14 protein-coding genes are annotated in these 15,423 nt (G+C 70.1%); 11 read left to right on the top strand and 3 right to left on the bottom strand.

Annotation, left to right across the window (positions count from 1 at the left end; all coding sequences use genetic code 11):
* The first annotated feature begins 64 nt into the window (after positions 1 to 64).
* The 11 genes from ACFWGJ_RS18890 (at position 65) to ACFWGJ_RS18840 (ending at position 13,072) form a co-directional block, all read left to right on the top strand.
* Positions 65 to 436 (top strand): DUF6233 domain-containing protein, encoded by a 372-nt coding sequence (locus ACFWGJ_RS18890; protein WP_387325646.1) that lies wholly within the window; start codon positions 65 to 67, stop codon positions 434 to 436.
* Positions 437 to 517: 81 nt separating this feature from the next.
* Positions 518 to 727 carry a hypothetical protein gene (locus ACFWGJ_RS18885; RefSeq protein WP_387325644.1) on the top strand — a complete coding sequence of 70 codons (210 nt, stop codon included), beginning with the start codon at positions 518 to 520 and terminating at the stop codon, positions 725 to 727.
* 307 nt (positions 728 to 1,034) lie between these two features.
* Entirely contained in the window at positions 1,035 to 3,269 is a 2,235-nt protein-coding gene (locus ACFWGJ_RS18880) for a catalase (protein WP_387325682.1), read from the top strand.
* A 134-nt stretch (positions 3,270 to 3,403) separates the two neighbouring features.
* A complete protein-coding gene (locus tag ACFWGJ_RS18875) occupies positions 3,404 to 4,090 on the top strand; it encodes a HemK2/MTQ2 family protein methyltransferase (RefSeq protein WP_387325642.1) in 687 nt (228 codons plus the stop codon).
* Positions 4,091 to 4,174: 84 nt separating this feature from the next.
* Positions 4,175 to 6,664 carry a molybdopterin oxidoreductase family protein gene (locus tag ACFWGJ_RS18870; RefSeq protein WP_387325640.1) on the top strand — a complete coding sequence of 830 codons (2,490 nt, stop codon included), beginning with the start codon at positions 4,175 to 4,177 and terminating at the stop codon, positions 6,662 to 6,664.
* Positions 6,661 to 7,152 (top strand): hypothetical protein, encoded by a 492-nt coding sequence (locus tag ACFWGJ_RS18865; protein ID WP_387325638.1) that lies wholly within the window; start codon positions 6,661 to 6,663, stop codon positions 7,150 to 7,152. Before ACFWGJ_RS18870 ends, ACFWGJ_RS18865 begins: the two co-directional genes overlap by 4 nt.
* A gap of 451 nt (positions 7,153 to 7,603) precedes the next feature.
* Entirely contained in the window at positions 7,604 to 8,659 is a 1,056-nt protein-coding gene (locus ACFWGJ_RS18860; RefSeq protein WP_387325636.1) for a glycosyltransferase family 1 protein, read from the top strand.
* A complete protein-coding gene (locus tag ACFWGJ_RS18855; RefSeq protein WP_387325633.1) occupies positions 8,656 to 9,726 on the top strand; it encodes a glycosyltransferase in 1,071 nt (356 codons plus the stop codon). Before ACFWGJ_RS18860 ends, ACFWGJ_RS18855 begins: the two co-directional genes overlap by 4 nt.
* Positions 9,723 to 10,742, top strand: a complete 1,020-nt coding sequence (locus ACFWGJ_RS18850) for a glycosyltransferase (protein WP_387325631.1) — start codon at positions 9,723 to 9,725, stop codon at positions 10,740 to 10,742. Before ACFWGJ_RS18855 ends, ACFWGJ_RS18850 begins: the two co-directional genes overlap by 4 nt.
* Positions 10,727 to 11,542: a glycosyltransferase family 2 protein gene (locus ACFWGJ_RS18845; protein ID WP_387325629.1), complete on the top strand. Its 816-nt coding sequence runs from the start codon at positions 10,727 to 10,729 to the stop codon at positions 11,540 to 11,542. Before ACFWGJ_RS18850 ends, ACFWGJ_RS18845 begins: the two co-directional genes overlap by 16 nt.
* A gap of 315 nt (positions 11,543 to 11,857) precedes the next feature.
* Positions 11,858 to 13,072 carry a PP2C family protein-serine/threonine phosphatase gene (locus tag ACFWGJ_RS18840; RefSeq protein WP_387325680.1) on the top strand — a complete coding sequence of 405 codons (1,215 nt, stop codon included), beginning with the start codon at positions 11,858 to 11,860 and terminating at the stop codon, positions 13,070 to 13,072.
* Between the two features lie 162 nt (positions 13,073 to 13,234).
* On the opposite strand, the gene ACFWGJ_RS18835 is transcribed toward ACFWGJ_RS18840, so the two are convergent.
* Genes ACFWGJ_RS18835 through ACFWGJ_RS18825 form a run of 3 tightly spaced genes read right to left on the bottom strand, consistent with a single transcriptional unit; the run spans position 13,235 to position 15,391 of the window.
* Positions 13,235 to 14,050 carry an anti-sigma factor gene (locus tag ACFWGJ_RS18835; protein WP_387325626.1) on the bottom strand — a complete coding sequence of 272 codons (816 nt, stop codon included), beginning with the start codon at positions 14,048 to 14,050 and terminating at the stop codon, positions 13,235 to 13,237.
* Complete coding sequence (locus ACFWGJ_RS18830; protein ID WP_387325623.1) at positions 14,034 to 14,597, bottom strand: sigma-70 family RNA polymerase sigma factor; 564 nt, start codon at positions 14,595 to 14,597, stop codon at positions 14,034 to 14,036. Before ACFWGJ_RS18830 ends, ACFWGJ_RS18835 begins: the two co-directional genes overlap by 17 nt.
* A gap of 47 nt (positions 14,598 to 14,644) precedes the next feature.
* A complete protein-coding gene (locus ACFWGJ_RS18825) occupies positions 14,645 to 15,391 on the bottom strand; it encodes a class F sortase (protein WP_387325621.1) in 747 nt (248 codons plus the stop codon).
* Positions 15,392 to 15,423: the final 32 nt, after the last annotated feature.

The raw sequence follows: 15,423 nt of genomic DNA, 5'->3' as shown, positions 1-15,423 counted from the left end.
ATCGAACTAGTATTCGAACACGCGAATGGCGGGCCGATCGGGCCGCGGATGCGGAAACCGGACTATGTTCGACTACCTGCCTGCTGACCTGGCACGACTGCTCACGTTGAGGACCTGGCACGCCATGTGGCTGCACCGCATCGACGCGAAAACCGCCGCTGTCCGGCACGACGAAGCCGAGCAGAAAAGCGGCCTCCTCGCCCACGTCCCGGGACGGGAGTGCGTGGTCGAACTCGGCATCCGCGCGGGCCGCCCGCCCGTCGAAGTCCACGCGGGTCACCACTTCGCCCTCGGCAGACGCCACAAGCCCCTCAGCCGCGACGACGCCCGCCGGCTCCTCGACGCCGGCCTGCGCGCGTGCGGCCACCGCACCCAGGACACCGCACTCGACATCCTCTTATCCAGCCGCCCGGCCCTTCCCCCCGCGGCGCGCTGACCGGCCTCCCTCCCCTTCACTGAGCGCCCTCTCGTACCGCGGTGTCCCCCACTCCCTCGCCCCGGACAGGACACTCCCGCGATGACCAGCACTCCCCCGCCGCCGATCAGCGAACCCGACCCGTCCACCTTCACCGCCTCCAGCAGTTACGTCGGACCCTGCTCCGGCTGCCAGCGCCCCACCCACAAGTACGGCAGTGGCGGACTGCCGCTCTGCCGTTGGTGCCTCGCAGCCGCCCGCGAGAACTGGGGCCCGGCCGTGCACTTCACCAGCACCCGTACACCGCACTGACCGCTGCGGCGCGCCGTGGGGGCCCGGCTCCGCCTTCCCCAAGCCCTCAGACGAGGGTCAGGCTCGGAGCCCGCGCAGGGATCGCGATGACGTTCTCGGCGACAGCCCCCGCGTCGAATACTGCGCGTCCGGCCGGGTGAAACTGCGCCTCCCCGGACGGACCGCTGCGTCGCTTTCCGCAGGAGGGGTACCTGGCACCGGCGGACCTCAGGCGCCCCATCCCGATGGGCGCTCCGTGCTTACCCTCAGAGATCGGAATGCTGTGAGCGCCACGAAGAAGAACCCTGTGAAGGCCGCCACCGGCAAGGTGGCCAAGAAGGTCCAGGAGGCCGTGCACCCCGGTAACGAGATCCCCGGGGCGCCGGGTCCGGTGGCGCCGCCGCTGGAGGAGCCGACCGAGCCGGCCGAGCCGCTGCCGCCCAAGCCGGACCAGCGCGGGCCGGACACCTACAGTCCCACCGGGCAGGAGACGGGCGTCCCGCAGGAGAAGGTGGCGCAGGGCGGTGCGTACCTGACCACCGCGCAGGGCGCGCGACTGTACGAGACCGACCACTCGCTCAAGGCCGGGCCGCGCGGGCCGGTGCTGCTCCAGGACCACCACCTGCGGGAGAAGATCACCCACTTCGACCATGAGCGCATCCCGGAGCGGGTGGTGCACGCCCGCGGCGCCGCGGCGCACGGCGTATTCCAGGGGTACGGCACCGCCGGGCAGATCACCAAGGCCGCGTTCCTGGGCAAGGACGTGGAGACGCCCGTCTTCGTGCGCTTCTCGACCGTGCTGGGCTCGCGCGGTTCCGCCGACACCGTGCGCGACACCCGGGGTTTCGCGACGAAGTTCTACACCGACGAGGGTGTCTTCGACCTGGTCGGCAACAACATTCCGGTGTTCTTCATCCAGGACGCGATCAAGTTCCCCGACGTGATCCACGCGGGCAAGCCGCACCCGGACCGGGAGATCCCGCAGGCGCAGAGCGCCCATGACTCGTTCTGGGACTTCGTCACGCTGCACACCGAGGCCACCCACCACACGCTGTGGAACATGTCCGACCGCGGCATTCCGCGCTCGTACCGGATGATGGAGGGCTTCGGCGTCCACACCTTCCGGTTCGTGAACGCCGAGGGCGCGACGACTTTGGTGAAGTTCCACTGGAAGCCGAAGCTCGGCGTGCACTCGCTGGTCTGGGAAGAGGCGCAGATCACGGCAGGGGTGGACCCCGACTTCCACCGCCGCGACCTCGCCGACGCGATCGAGGCCGGCGCGTATCCTCAGTGGGAGCTCGGTGTCCAGACGTTCCCCGACACCGAGGACCAGCTGTTCGAGGGCATCGACCTCCTGGACCCGACCAAGATCGTGCCGGAGGAGCTGGCCCCGGTGCAGCCGATCGGTCTGCTCACGCTGAACGCCAACCCCTCGAACTACTTCGCCGAGACCGAGCAGGTCGCCTTCCACCTCGGCCATCTCGTGCCCGGTATCGACGTCACCAACGACCCGCTGTTCCAGGGCCGGCTGTTCTCGTACCTCGACACGCAGATCAGCCGGCTCGGCGGCCCCAACTTCGGCCAGCTGCCCATCAACCGCACCCACGCCCCGGTCAACGACATGCTGCGCGACGGCATGCACCAGACCGCCGTCCACCGCGGCGCCGCCCCCTACCGGCCGAACTCCCTCGACGGCGGCTGCCCGTTCCTGGCCGGCGAGGACACCGGCGCGTACATCGAGGTTCCCGAGCCGGTGCCCGCGGCCCGCAAGGTGCGTGACGCGGCGGCGTCCTTCGACGACCACTACAGCCAGCCGCGGCTGTTCTGGCTGAGCATGACGCCCACCGAGCGGGAGCACATCGTCGCCGCGTACACCTTCGAGCTCAGCAAGTGCTGGGAGCAGTCGATCAAGGAACGGGCCTTGCAGGTCCTGGCCAACATCGACTCCGAGCTGTGCGGTGAGGTCGCGACCGGGCTGGGGCTGCCCGCACCCGCGCCCACCGTGGAACTCGCCGAGCCGGACCCCAGCCCGGCACTGTCCCAGCTCGGCGCCACCTGGCCGCTGGACGGCCGGATCGTGGGCATCGTCGCCTCGAACGACCAGGACCTGGTCGGCGTGCGGTCCATCCGCGAAGCGGTGCTCGGCGCGGGCATGGTGCCCCTGGTCATCGCCCCGGCCGGTGGAGTGCTCGACGCCGACGGCGACCCCCTCACCGTGCAGCGCACGTTCGCCAACGCCCGTTCCACGGAGTTCGACGCCATCCTGCTGGCCGGCGCGCCCACACCGGGCGCCGACGCGTACGGAGCCCGGGACGCCAAGGTCGACGACATCGCGGTCGCCTCAGGCATCGACCCCCGGCTGCTGCTCATGCTCACCGAGGCGTTCCGCCACGGCAAGGCGCTGGGCGCCTGGTCCGACGGAGCGGACGCACTGGAAGCGGCCGGCATCGACCTCGACGCCCCCGGCGTGGTGACCGCGGACTCGGCCGACGCGGCACTGGAGCACGTCACCGAACTGCTGGCCGGTCACCGGGCCTGGGACCGATTCGCCCAACCCGCCTGACTCCGCACGCGGTACGCCCCGTGGTCCCTGCCCGGCCGGGCAGGGACCCGCGCGGCTCCGCACCGTCCTCCGCTCCCCTTTCGAGGACCCGTCCCCCGAGCCCGTACCCGAACAACCGACTCCGCGGAGGCGCGGTGCCCTGCACAGCTGTAACCCGAGGACTGCTTCCCGCCGGACTGCTGGCCCTGCCGGGGGTGTACCGGCCGCAGGCCGACACCCATCTGCTCGCCACCGCCCTCGCCGCGGAAGCCGTTCACCAGGCGACCACAGTGCTGGAAATCGGTACCGGCACCGGCGCCCTGGCACTCAGCGCAGCGAGCAGAGGCGCGCAGGTCACCGCTGTGGACGTCTCCAGACGGGCGGTGGCCACCGCCCGTCTCAACGCCCTGCGCCACCGCCTGCCCCTGCAGATCCTGCACGGGGACTTCACCCACCGGACCATCGGGCGCCGCTTCGACATGATCCTCGCCAACCCGCCCTACGTCCCCTCCCCGCACAGCGCTCCGCCCGCCGGCGGGCCGGCCCGTGCCTGGGACGCCGGCCGCGACGGCCGCCTCGTCATCGACAGAATCTGCGCGAACGCCCCGTCCCTGCTGCACCCCGGCGGCATCCTCCTCCTCGTGCACTCCGCGATGTGCGGGCCCGAGGCCACATTGAAACGCCTCGCAGCGGCAGGCCTGACCGCAGAGACCACCACCAGGGCACACGTGCCCTGGGGACCGGTCCTGCGCTCACGCCGCGCCTGGCTCCGGCAGCAAGGGCTCGCCGGCAGCGACGATAAACAGGAAGAACTCGTGATCATCCGTGCCCAGGCACACTGACCGATCCGCCAGTGCACCGGGCCGACAGGACACGCCCCGCGGATGAACGCTGAAGAGTGCCGCACCAACTGCTAGGAGGCAGGCATGGACTCATCCGTGGACCGGATCGCGCGGCCTTGGGGTGGGCGTACCCCGTACGGCCGTCACGAGTCCTGGCCCGTGCGGGTGGACACGCACCTCGCGGCAGGTGTGGAACCGGGCCAGGTGTCGCGGTGGGTACAGGCGGCGTCGATCCTCCATTCGGACGGCGACGCCATGGACATCGCCGTCGTGGACGGCCGCATGGCCGGAGTGCGCGGAAGGGCGGACGACCGTGTCAACCGAGGCCGGCTGGGACCCAAGGACCTCTTCGGCTGGCAGGCCAACGCCTCAGCTGACCGTCTGACCAGGCCGCTCGTCCGCCGAAACGGCCGTCTGGTGGAGTCGGACTGGGACAGCGCGATGCAGCAGGTCACCGCCCGCTCCCACAGCCTGCTGGCAGAGCGCGGCCCCGGTGCGATCGGCTTCTACACCAGCGGGCAGTTGTTCCTGGAGGAGTACTACACGCTCGCGGTGCTTGCCCGGGCCGGCATCGGCACCAACCACCTGGACGGCAACACCCGTCTGTGCACCGCCACCGCCGCCGAGGCGCTGAAGGAGTCATTCGGCTGCGACGGACAGCCCGGCAGCTACGACGACATCGACCACGCCGACGTCATCGCGCTGTTCGGTCACAACATCGCCGAGACCCAACCCGTGCAGTGGATGCGCATTCTGGACCGACTGGCAGGCCAGGACCCGCCCAGGCTGCTCTGTGTCGATCCGCGCCCCACACAGGTCGCCCGCAACGCTGCCGTGCACCTGGCTCCCCGCAGCGGTACGAACGTGGCACTGCTCAACGCCCTCCTTCACGAGATCATCCGAACCGACCGCATCGACGGCTCCTACATCGCGGCGCATACGGTCGGCTTCGACGGCCTCGCCTCTCAGGTTGCGCAGTGCACCCCCGAGTGGGCGGCGCGGATCTGCGGCGTACCGGCCGCGCAGATCCGCGAGGCCGCGGAGCTGATCGGCTCGGCCGAGCGACTCCTGTCCACGGTGTTGCAGGGGGTGTACCAGTCCCATCAGGCCACCGCCGCGGCCGTGCAGATCAACAACCTGCACCTGCTCCGCGGAATGATCGGACGGCCGGGGGCCGGCATCCTGCAGATGAACGGGCAGCCCACCGCCCAGAACACCCGCGAGTGCGGCGCCAACGGGGACCTGCCGGGCTTTCGCAACTGGCAGAACGACCGCCATGTGGCCGACCTGGCGCGGGTGTGGAACGTCGAGCCGAGAACCATCCCTCATTACGCCCCGCCCACCCACGCGATGCAGATGTTCCGCTACGCCGAACAAGGCTCGATCCGGATGCTGTGGATCAGCGGCACCAATCCGGCGGTGTCGCTGCCCGAGCTGTCCCGTATCCGCTCGATCCTCGCGCAGGAACGCCTCTTCGTGGTCGTCCAGGACCTGTTCCTGACCGAGACCGCCCTGTTGGCTGATGTGGTGCTGCCGGCGGCCACCTGGGGGGAAAAGACCGGCACCCTGACCAACGCCGACCGCACGGTTCACTTGTCCGACAAGGCTGTCGAACCGCCCGGCGAGGCCAGGGCGGACCTGGACATCTTCCTCGACTACGCGGCGCGGATGGACTTCCGGGACAAGGACGGCGGACCGCTGATCACCTGGCGCGATCCGGAATCCGCTTTCGAGGCGTGGAAACGCTGCAGCGCCGGCCGACCGTGCGACTACACCGGCCTCACTCACGACAGACTCCGCGGCGCGGGCGGCATCCAGTGGCCCTGTCACGAGCAGGCGCCGAACGGCACCGACCGTCTCTACACCCACGGATTCAGCTGGGCACGACCCGACACCTGCGAGAGTTACGGCAAGGACCTGGTGACCGGCGCGGCGGACGACGCCGTGCAGTACGGCTCCTTCAATCCGGAGGGCAAGGCCATGATCAAGGCGGCCACCTTCTTTCCCCCGCATGAGGCCCCCGACGAGGACTTCCCGTTCCAGCTGACCACCGGCCGCACCCTCTACCACTTCCATACGCGGACGAAAACCGGCCGCTCACCCCAGCTGAACGCGGCCGCTCCCGACGTCTGGGTCGAGACATCCCCTTCGGACGCCGCCGTGCTCGGGCTCGCCGAGGGTGACCTGGTCGAGATCACCACACGGCGCGGTGCCCTGCGGGGGCGGCTGCGGGTGACCGACATCCGTCCCGGTCTATTGTTCGTGCCCTTCCACTACGGCTACTGGGACACCGGGAACGGGTACGGCCCGGACGGCGGCGCACCGGGGCGGGCCGCCAATGAGGCGACCATCACTGACTGGGATCCCGTCTCCAAGCAGCCCCTGTTCAAAACCGCTGCAGCCGCCCTGCACCTGGTGGAACCCGCTGACGGAGCCACTGCTCCCGCCCCGACCACCACCGCGTCCGCCCCCTCTGCGGGCCACGGCGTACGCGCCACGGCCGGAGGGGCAACCTCCCTCGTGACAGAGTCGACGGACGCTGCCTCGAACGGCCTTACGGAGGAAGCCGAATGACCGGCAGCACGCTGATGCTCAGCACACTGCACCGCGGCGAGCGGCATCTTGCCCGGCAGTTGAGGACGGTGGCCGAACGCCATGGCGCCGAGCACGAGATCCATTACATCGCCATGGACCTCGCACGCTGGTCGGAAGAACACGTACAAGTCCTGGCCGACACGGCCCAGGGCCACGGCCTCGAACTCACACACTCCGGCGGGGCGACACCCGTAAACCGGGCTCCCGTACACCCGGACGGTGGCACCCCGACACTGAATGAACACCTCGTGCCCGCACTGGTGCTTCTGCGTGATCTGCGGGAATTGCATCTGGGTGCCGTGGAGAATTCTCTGCACTGGGAAATGCTGGCGCAGGCCGCCCAGGCACTCAAGGACGACGAACTGCTTGCTCTGGTCACGACGTGTCATCCCCGGACACTGCGGCAGATGCGCTGGACCAACACCATGATCAAGAACATGGCCCCGCAAATCCTCAGCAATGTGTAGAAACGGCGATACGCGAAACTCGACTGACCAGCGGCGGACATCACGCGGGCCGGCGGAGCGGATCCTCCGAGCCCCTGCTTCCGTTCCGTCATGACGGCTGTTCCGTCATGACGGCTGACAGAGATGCGTGCGGCCGATACGGATCGAGTGCGTCTTTTTCCACAGTGGATCCCGCCGAACTCACCGGTGCGCATTCACCGTTGTGACGATGACTTCTCAGCTGCCCGGCGAAGCCTCGCGGCCGGGCGGAGTCGCCGTAGTGGGGCCAGGATCTGAGCGACCGCCAATAAGTGAAATGTCGCGAATCTGCTTTTTCTTCCAGATACTTGTGGTGAGCGTCGGCGGTCCGAGGCGGCTCTTCACCGGGATACACGTCCAGCTAGGGAGCGCCGCAATGAGGGAACCGGTCACCGCCTCACCTCCGCGGCGCGATGCGCGGCGCAGTGGTCCGGTGAGAGTTGCCAGCGTTCCGGCGGGGCACGTCTACGTGCGGCACTGCGCCGACGTGGAAGGCAGGGACGAGGTCGTGCGGCTCGCCGATCCACGGCCCAATGGTGCGCCGAGCACAGCGCAGGGCTGGTGGCCGCCGGTGATGCTGGACCCCGCCTGGGTGTCCGCGCACCACGACGAGTTCGATGTCTTTCACCTTCATTTCGGCTTCGACGCACAGGGTCCTGTCGCGCTCGGCGACCTCGTCGCGGCCCTACGCCGCCACGGCAAGCCACTCGTCTACACCGTGCACGACCTGCGCAACCCCCACCATCCTGACCCAGCACCTCATCGGGCTGCCCTGGACGTGCTCGTGCCGGCCGCCGACCGACTTGTCACGCTCACCCCTGGCGCAGCCGCCGAGATCAAAAAGCGCTGGAACCGTGAAGCGAGCGTACTGCCGCATCCTCACGTGGTGGAGCCGCAGCGCATCGCACGCCCACGGTCTCCCCGACAGGGCTTCCGGGTCGGTGTACACGCGAAGAGTCTGCGGCCCAACATGGCTGTGCTGCCCGTGGTGCGCGTCCTGGGTGAGACGCTGGCCGAACTGCCCGGAGCCGAACTGGTGGTGAACATCCACCACGAGGTCGGCGACCCCTCCGCACACGCATACGCCCCGCAAGTGCTGACGGAACTGGAGGCACTCGCCGGGCGAGGACTGCTCACCTTGCGCATGCACGACTACTTCGACGACGAGCAGTTGTGGGACTACCTCACCGACCTGGACCTGTCCGTGCTGCCGTACACCTTCGGCACCCACTCCGGCTGGCTGGAAGCCTGCCACGACCTGGGCACACCCGTGGCGGCACCGGACTGCGGTTTCTACGCCCAACAGCGCCCTTGCCTGACCTACGGCCACACGCAGGACGGCGGTCTGGACAAGGAGTCCCTGCAACGGGCGGTCCTGACGGCGTACCGCACACGGCCGGCATGGAGGGCCACGGTGTCACAGCGGGCAGCCGAACGGACCCTTCTGGCCGCCGCCCACCGAGCCTGCTACACCGAGCTCTTGGGATGAACACGCCGCTGCGGATCGCCTTGATCGCCTCGGCTCGCTTCCCTGTCAGAGAACCCTTCGCAGGCGGCCTGGAGGCGCACACCTGGACTCTGGCGAAGGCGCTCACCGCGCAGGGCCACCACGTGACGCTGTTCGCCGCCCCCGGCTCCGACCCGGCACTGGGACTGCGTGAACTGCCGGTGCACCGGCCGGTGCTGACCGACGCGGCTCGTGCGGACGTCAGCATGCCCGACGCCACATGGATGGCCGAGCACCACGCCTACCTCAGGCTCATGATGGACATGGCCCAGGACGGCTGCGCGCACTTCGACGTGGTGCACAACAACAGCCTGCACTATTTGCCGGTCGCCATGGCCCCGGCACTGCGGTTGCCGGTGGTCACCACCTTGCACACCCCGCCGACGCCCTGGCTGGAGTCGGCCATCCAGTCCCAGGACGCCTGCCCCGTGACCTTCACGGCCGTCAGCTCCCATACGGCTCTCGCCTGGCGGTCCACCGTGCCCGACGCCAGAGTGGTGCGCAACGGCGTGGACACCCGCCTGTGGACCGAAGGGGCGGGCGGCACCTACCTCGCCTGGTCGGGCCGGCTGGTGCCGGAGAAGGGACCGCACCTGGCGGCCGAAGCGGCCCTGAGGGCCGGAGTACCCCTGCGCATAGCCGGACCGGTGGGCGACCGGCGGTACTTCGACGAGTACGTACAACCTCTGCTCGGCACAGGAATCGACTACGTCGGACACCTGGGCCGGCATGCGCTGGTCCGGCTCGTGGGTGGTGCCGCAGCCGCGCTTGTCACTCCGTCCTGGGACGAGCCGTACGGGCTGGTCGTCGCCGAGGCCCTGTCCTGCGGCACCCCGGTGTGCGGCTTCGACCGCGGAGCGCTCAACGAGATCCTGACCCCCGAGTGCGGCCGGCTCGCCCCGCCCGACGACCCGGCCGGCCTCGCTGCGCTCGTCCACGAGACGGTACGCCTGGACCGCCGGGCCGCTCGCCGACGAGCCGAGCGCTTCTGCTCGCTGGACACCATGGCCGCCCAGTACACCGCCCTCTACGAGGAACTGGCCGCATGATCGGTTACTACATCCACCACCACGGCCTGGGCCACCTGCATCGCGCACGGTGCGTGGCCCGGCACGCCCGCACCCCCGTCACCGGTCTGTCCTGCCTGCCGCGGCCCGCCGACTGGACCGGCGAGTGGATCCGACTGCCGTCGGACGCCGGCCAGGAGGCGGGTGCCGCGGACCCGACGGCACACGGTCGTCTGCACTGGGTGCCTCTGCACCACACCGGGCTGCGCGCCCGGATGGGTGCCATCGCCTCGTGGATCGAGCGGACAGCCCCCACGCTCCTGGTGAGTGACGTCTCGGTCGAAGTGGCCACCATGGCCCGTCTCATGGGCGTACCGGTGATGGTCAGTGCGATGCGCGGCGACCGCTCCGACCCGGCCCACCGACTCGCCTACGACATCGCGGATGCGCTGCTGGCTCCGTGGCCGGCCACGCTGCCGGAGCCGGACTGGCCGCCTGAGTGGCACGCGAAGGCCGTCTGCACCGGCGCGTTCTCCCGTTACGACGGCCGGCCCCGCGTCGAGCGGCGGCCGACACGGCGGCAGGTGCTGGTGCTGCTGGGTTCCGGTGGAACCACCGTGCAGGAGGATGACGTGCGCAAAGCGGCCGAGGCCACACCAGGGTGGGACTGGATCGCCCTGGGCGGCGCCGGGAACTGGACCGAGGACCCATGGCCGCTGCTGTGCCAGGCGGACGTCGTGGTCACCCATGCCGGACAGAACGCCGTGGCCGAGTGCGCCGCGGCCCGCACGCCTGCCCTCGTCGTGCCGCAGGAACGGCCGCACGACGAGCAGCACGCCACCGCCCGCGCTCTGGCCGCCGCCGGTATCGCCACCGTACGGACGCGCTGGCCCGCGCCCCACGAATGGCCACAGTTGCTGACCACCGTCCGCCAGGCCGGCGGCCGGCGCTGGCGGCAGTGGGCACCCGGCGACGGGGCCGCACAGGCGGGCCGACTGCTCGACGAGCTTGCCGCGACCGTCTCGCCGAGGGAGAGCCCCGCGTGCGCGTTGCCGTGATCACCCTGGTCGCCGGGCGCCACCGCCATCTCGCACTGCAGCAGCGCGGCCTGGCGGCCTCTGCGCTCCGTCCGGATCACTACATCGTCGTCGCGCTCGAAGACCCGGCCGTCGCCGAAGCAGTACGAGACCGGGAACCCGCGGCCGACGTCATCCACGTTCGACGGCATGCCGACCGGCTGCCCTTGGCCGCCGCACGCAATGCCGGAGCCCGGCGCGCCCTCGCCGCGGCAGCGGACCTGCTGGTCTTCCTGGACGTGGACTGTGTGCCCGGCCCCACCCTGCTCGAACGCTATGCCGAAACCGCCAAGGACGGAACCCTCCTGTGCGGAACCGTCACCTACCTGCCGCCTCCGCCACCAGAGGGATACCGGCTCACCGAGCTCTCCGGCCTGGCTTCACCGCATCCCGCACGGCCGGTCCCGCACGACGACGAGGTGCTGACCGGTGGCGACCACAGCCTGTTCTGGACGCTGTCGTTCGCGGTGACCGCGGCCACCTGGCGACGCATCGGCGGCTTCTGCGAGCGGTACACCGGCTACGGCGGCGAGGACACCGACTTCGGCCGGACCGCCGCGACGAAGGGTGTGGACCTGCGGTGGATCGGCGGGGCCCCCGCGTACCACCAGCACCATCCGGTGAGCCGCCCACCGGTGGAACATCTGGACGACATCCTGCGCAACGCGGCTGTGTACCGGGACCGTTGGGGTGCCTGGCCGATGGAAGGCTGGCTGCGGGAGTTCGCCCGCCTCGGGCTCGCCCGGTACGACCCCGCAACCGACACCTGGGGCAGGCAGTGAGCAGGCCGCCCGTTCCCCGTAACCGGTAGGGACACCGATCAAGGGTTTCTCGCCCCATGGAACCCCGCGGCGTGGTCGCCCCTGTCCGTGACCGGGTCCGTGCCGTCTGTGTACGGGCTGCCGACGCCCGTACCGAGTCACGCTGATCGTTCCCGGTCACGGCGACCACCCCTGTGGCCGCACCGCCCGTTGGGGGTGGCCGGGACGGCTACAGTGAAGAGGTCTGTCCTCTACCCAGCAGTGTGCCGGGGGTTCGGTTGGGGCTGTGGGGTGGGAGAAGTGCCTGTGAATGATCAGGACCGTGGGAGCCGGGAGATGCTGGCCGGTCTGCTCGCCTCAAGTCAGCTGATCCCCCTTGAGTGGCTGCCGGCCAAGACGGTCGAGCACGCGGCGTCCGCGGGGTTCACCCAGGCACTGATCTATCTGGCAGACCTGCAGCGCGAAGTGCTGCACCTGCTGACCGGCCGGGGACAGGACGCCGCGGGTGACGCCGGCGACGAGGAAGACGGGATCAAGATCCAGGGGACGTTGCCGGGCCGCGCCTACCAATACGGGCAGATCCTGCGCGGTGGCCGCTCCGGTCCCGGGGCACGGCAGTGGTGGGTGCCGTTGCTCAACGGCACCGAGCGCCTGGGCGTCCTGCGCCTGACCACGCGAGCCGACGACGAGCGCACGCGGGAGAACATGGAACTGCTCGCCGCCCTGATCGCACTGATCATCGTCAGCAAACGGCAGAGCAGCGACTCCTACGCCCGGCTGATGCGCACCGAGCCGCTGAACATCGCCGCCGAGATGCAATGGCATCTGATGCCGCCTCCCACCTACTCCGACAGTCGCGTGGCGATCTCCGCCGCGATGGAACCGGCCCACCACATCAGTGGCGACGCCTACGACTACGCCACCGCGGGCCCGGTGGTGCACATATCGATCTTCGACGCGATGGGCCACGACACCGCCGCCGGCCTGACCGCGGCCCTGGCCATGGGTACCTGCCGCAACACACGCCGCCAGGGCGGGAGCCTGCTCGACATCGGCGAAGCGGTCGAGGACGCGCTCCTCAAGCAGTACCACCAGACGCGGTACGTCACCGGCATCCTGGCCGATCTCGACACGGACACCGGAGTCCTGAGCTGGGTCAACCGGGGCCACATGCCTCCGGTACTCATACGTGCCGGTCGCACGAGCAGCACGCTGAACTGCAGACCCGCACATCCGATGGGCACCGCTCTGGGGCTGCAGGCCACCCTGTGCCGTGAACAGCTGGAACCCGGCGACCGCATCGTGTTCTACACCGACGGCATCACCGAGGCCCGCGGCACCGGCACCACCGAACTCGGCGTGGAACGCTTCACCGACTTCCTGATCCGCCACCACGCCGACGGACTGCCCGTACCGGAAACACTGCGCCGCCTCATCCACGCACTGCGCGACTACCACGACGGCCAGCTCCAGGACGACGCCACCATCCTGATCTGTCAATGGCTGGGCCCCGCCGACGCCTCCCCGGCGCCCAGGCCAGACGGCATCTGAACGGCCCGGGGACGGCCGTACGCCGGTGCCCGGCCGCCAGGAGAGCGACCGGATCTTCCCACTGCCTCGTACGCGCGCGTCCACCCCTGCCGCCCCAGGGCCGCACGCGTCCTGTTCCAGGGGCTGCGGGCGGCTGCCCCGATCCCGGAGCCGAACGGATCATCAGCCGGCGTAGGGACCGCGCACGATACTGTCGCCCGAGTGGTCCGGCTTGCCGTTGTAAGGCTGGACGGACACGTCGACCACGGAGTACTCACCGAGGTCGATGTTGTCCGGTACGGGCAGAACGGCGTGACCGTCGGGTCCGAGCACCCCCATGGAGACCAGCTTGGTGTGGGTGCGGTCCATGAGCCAGACCTCGAAGTAGCCCGAGGTCCGGGGAAGTCCCCTGACCGTGATGTCGAGTGTCGGGTGACCGCTGCTGTCCTTCAGGCGCGCGTATCCGGCGGAGCTGGCCTGCAACGTGTCGAGCCGTCTTCCTTCGGCGGACGGGACCGCGGCGGAGTTGTCGTGCGTGACCCACCAGGTGACGGTGCTGCCGGCCGCGGCACCGAGCAGCGCGGCACACGCGGCGAGCGAGACCGCCCAGCGGCCCAGCCGGCGGGGCTTCGGAGCGGCGGCCGGCTCAGCCGCGTGCGCGCCGCCGCCCTCGGACGGAACGGGGCCGTCCTGTCCGCTGTCGCCGTCGGCGCCCGCTGTGCCCGCTGTGCCCGCTGTGCCCGCTGTGCCCGCTGTGCCCGGGGCAGACTGCCGCGCGGGAACGCCGAGCTCCCCGGCGATGGAGTCCCACAGATCCGGCGGCGGTGTGAGCATCTCGTCGTCCGGGATCCCGGGCGTCCTGACCGTCGAGACCACATGACGCAGCGCGTCGAGCTCCCGGGCACAGCGGGCGCACTCCCGCAGATGCTCCGCGGCGGAGGAGGACGGGGGGTCCCCTATCGCCATCAGTGCCAGCGTCTCGTCATCCGTGTGCTTCACCGTCCACCTCCAACCGGTTCTTCATGCGCATCAGGCCGCGCCGCGTATGACTCTTCACGGTGCCGAGCGGCAGACCCGTACGCTCGGCGATCTGTGTCTGCGTGAGGTCTTCGTAGAAGGCCATCTTGAGCACGGTCTGCTGCGGTTCGGGAAGCCTCTCGATCTCGTCCGTCAGGAGAACGTAGTCCAGTACGGAGTCCGACGGGGAGACGTGCTGCCCAGACGCCTCCGCCGCCGCCTCGCTGCCGACCGCCGCCACGTCTCTGAGGTGACGTGAGCGCCGGGTGAGCGCGTCGACCACCTTGTTGTGCGTGATGCCCATGATCCAGGTCTTGAGGGATCCGCGTTGCGGGTCGTATCCCTTCCGGCCGCGCCACGCCCCTACGAACACCTGCTGGGTGACGTCCTTGGCCTCCTCGGCGTCCCCCAGTTTCCGGGACGCCACGGTGAAGACCAGTGCTCCCCACCGGCGGTACGCCTCGTTCAGGCATGACTCGTCGCCGTCGGCGAAGCCATGGCCGAGGTGTTCGTCAGACAGGGAACTCACGGTCGCCACAGTAGCCGCCAGCACCTCGGAGCCGCCCCATACGGCCGTCACTTGGGCGCCTCCACGGCCGTGACGACCAGATTGTTCTGATATCCGCCCTCGTCCGGCAGATACGGGCCGGTGCACGTGATCAGAGTGAGGACCGCGGGTCCGTCCAGACGGAACGCCTCCGACGAGACCAGGGCCTTCTTCGTGATGCTGCGGCGGGCGGTGACGCGGTATTCCACGCTGCTGCCGTCCGCCCTCTCCGCCCGTACCCGGTCGCCCCGGCGTACGTCGTTCAGGGCGACGAGGACGCCCGGACCACGGCCGTCGGAGTCGACGTGGCCGACCATCACCGCGGAGCCCTCGGACGCGCCCGGAGCCGGGGAGAAGCGGTACCAGCCCACCCTTCCCGGATCACCGGGGACCTCGACCTGTCCGTCCCGGGCGACCCCCACCGGGTCGACCGGGGCCCGCAGGCCGAGCCGGGGCAGTGCCAGCGACACGGGCTCGGGAACACTCCCGGAAGCCGCCTGCTCGGAAGCCGTTGGCGCCGCCTCGGAAGCCGCCTGCTCGGAAGATGTGGGCGCCGCGCCGACACGAGCGCCGCCGACGGTGTCCTCAGGCGTGGTCCCTCGCGCCCCGGGACGGGTCTCCGGGGCGCTGGTGCCGGGCACCGCACCGAAGTCGCGGCCACCCGCGTCCGACCCGTCGGGCCATCCGCCGACAGCGAGCACGACGGAGAGGATCAGTCCCACCACAGCGACGGCCAGCCCGGCGAGAAGAGCTGTGCGTGACGGTGGCTTGTCCATGGAGAACTACCTCTTCAGCGATGTGGAAGGGG

This window comes from Streptomyces sp. NPDC060205 (assembly GCF_042728395.1).
Lineage (GTDB): Bacteria > Actinomycetota > Actinomycetes > Streptomycetales > Streptomycetaceae > Streptomyces.
This window is presented reverse-complemented; position numbering and strand designations above follow the sequence as displayed.

Coding starts and splice junctions, on each gene's coding strand:
- ACFWGJ_RS18850 (WP_387325631.1), top strand. CDS start 9,723: ATGATCGGTTACTACATCCACCACCACGGCCTGGGCCACCTGCATCGC.
- ACFWGJ_RS18865 (WP_387325638.1), top strand. CDS start 6,661: ATGACCGGCAGCACGCTGATGCTCAGCACACTGCACCGCGGCGAGCGG.
- ACFWGJ_RS18855 (WP_387325633.1), top strand. CDS start 8,656: ATGAACACGCCGCTGCGGATCGCCTTGATCGCCTCGGCTCGCTTCCCT.
- ACFWGJ_RS18890 (WP_387325646.1), top strand. CDS start 65: ATGTTCGACTACCTGCCTGCTGACCTGGCACGACTGCTCACGTTGAGG.
- ACFWGJ_RS18885 (WP_387325644.1), top strand. CDS start 518: ATGACCAGCACTCCCCCGCCGCCGATCAGCGAACCCGACCCGTCCACC.
- ACFWGJ_RS18840 (WP_387325680.1), top strand. CDS start 11,858: ATGCTGGCCGGTCTGCTCGCCTCAAGTCAGCTGATCCCCCTTGAGTGG.
- ACFWGJ_RS18825 (WP_387325621.1), bottom strand. CDS start 15,391: ATGGACAAGCCACCGTCACGCACAGCTCTTCTCGCCGGGCTGGCCGTC.
- ACFWGJ_RS18870 (WP_387325640.1), top strand. CDS start 4,175: ATGGACTCATCCGTGGACCGGATCGCGCGGCCTTGGGGTGGGCGTACC.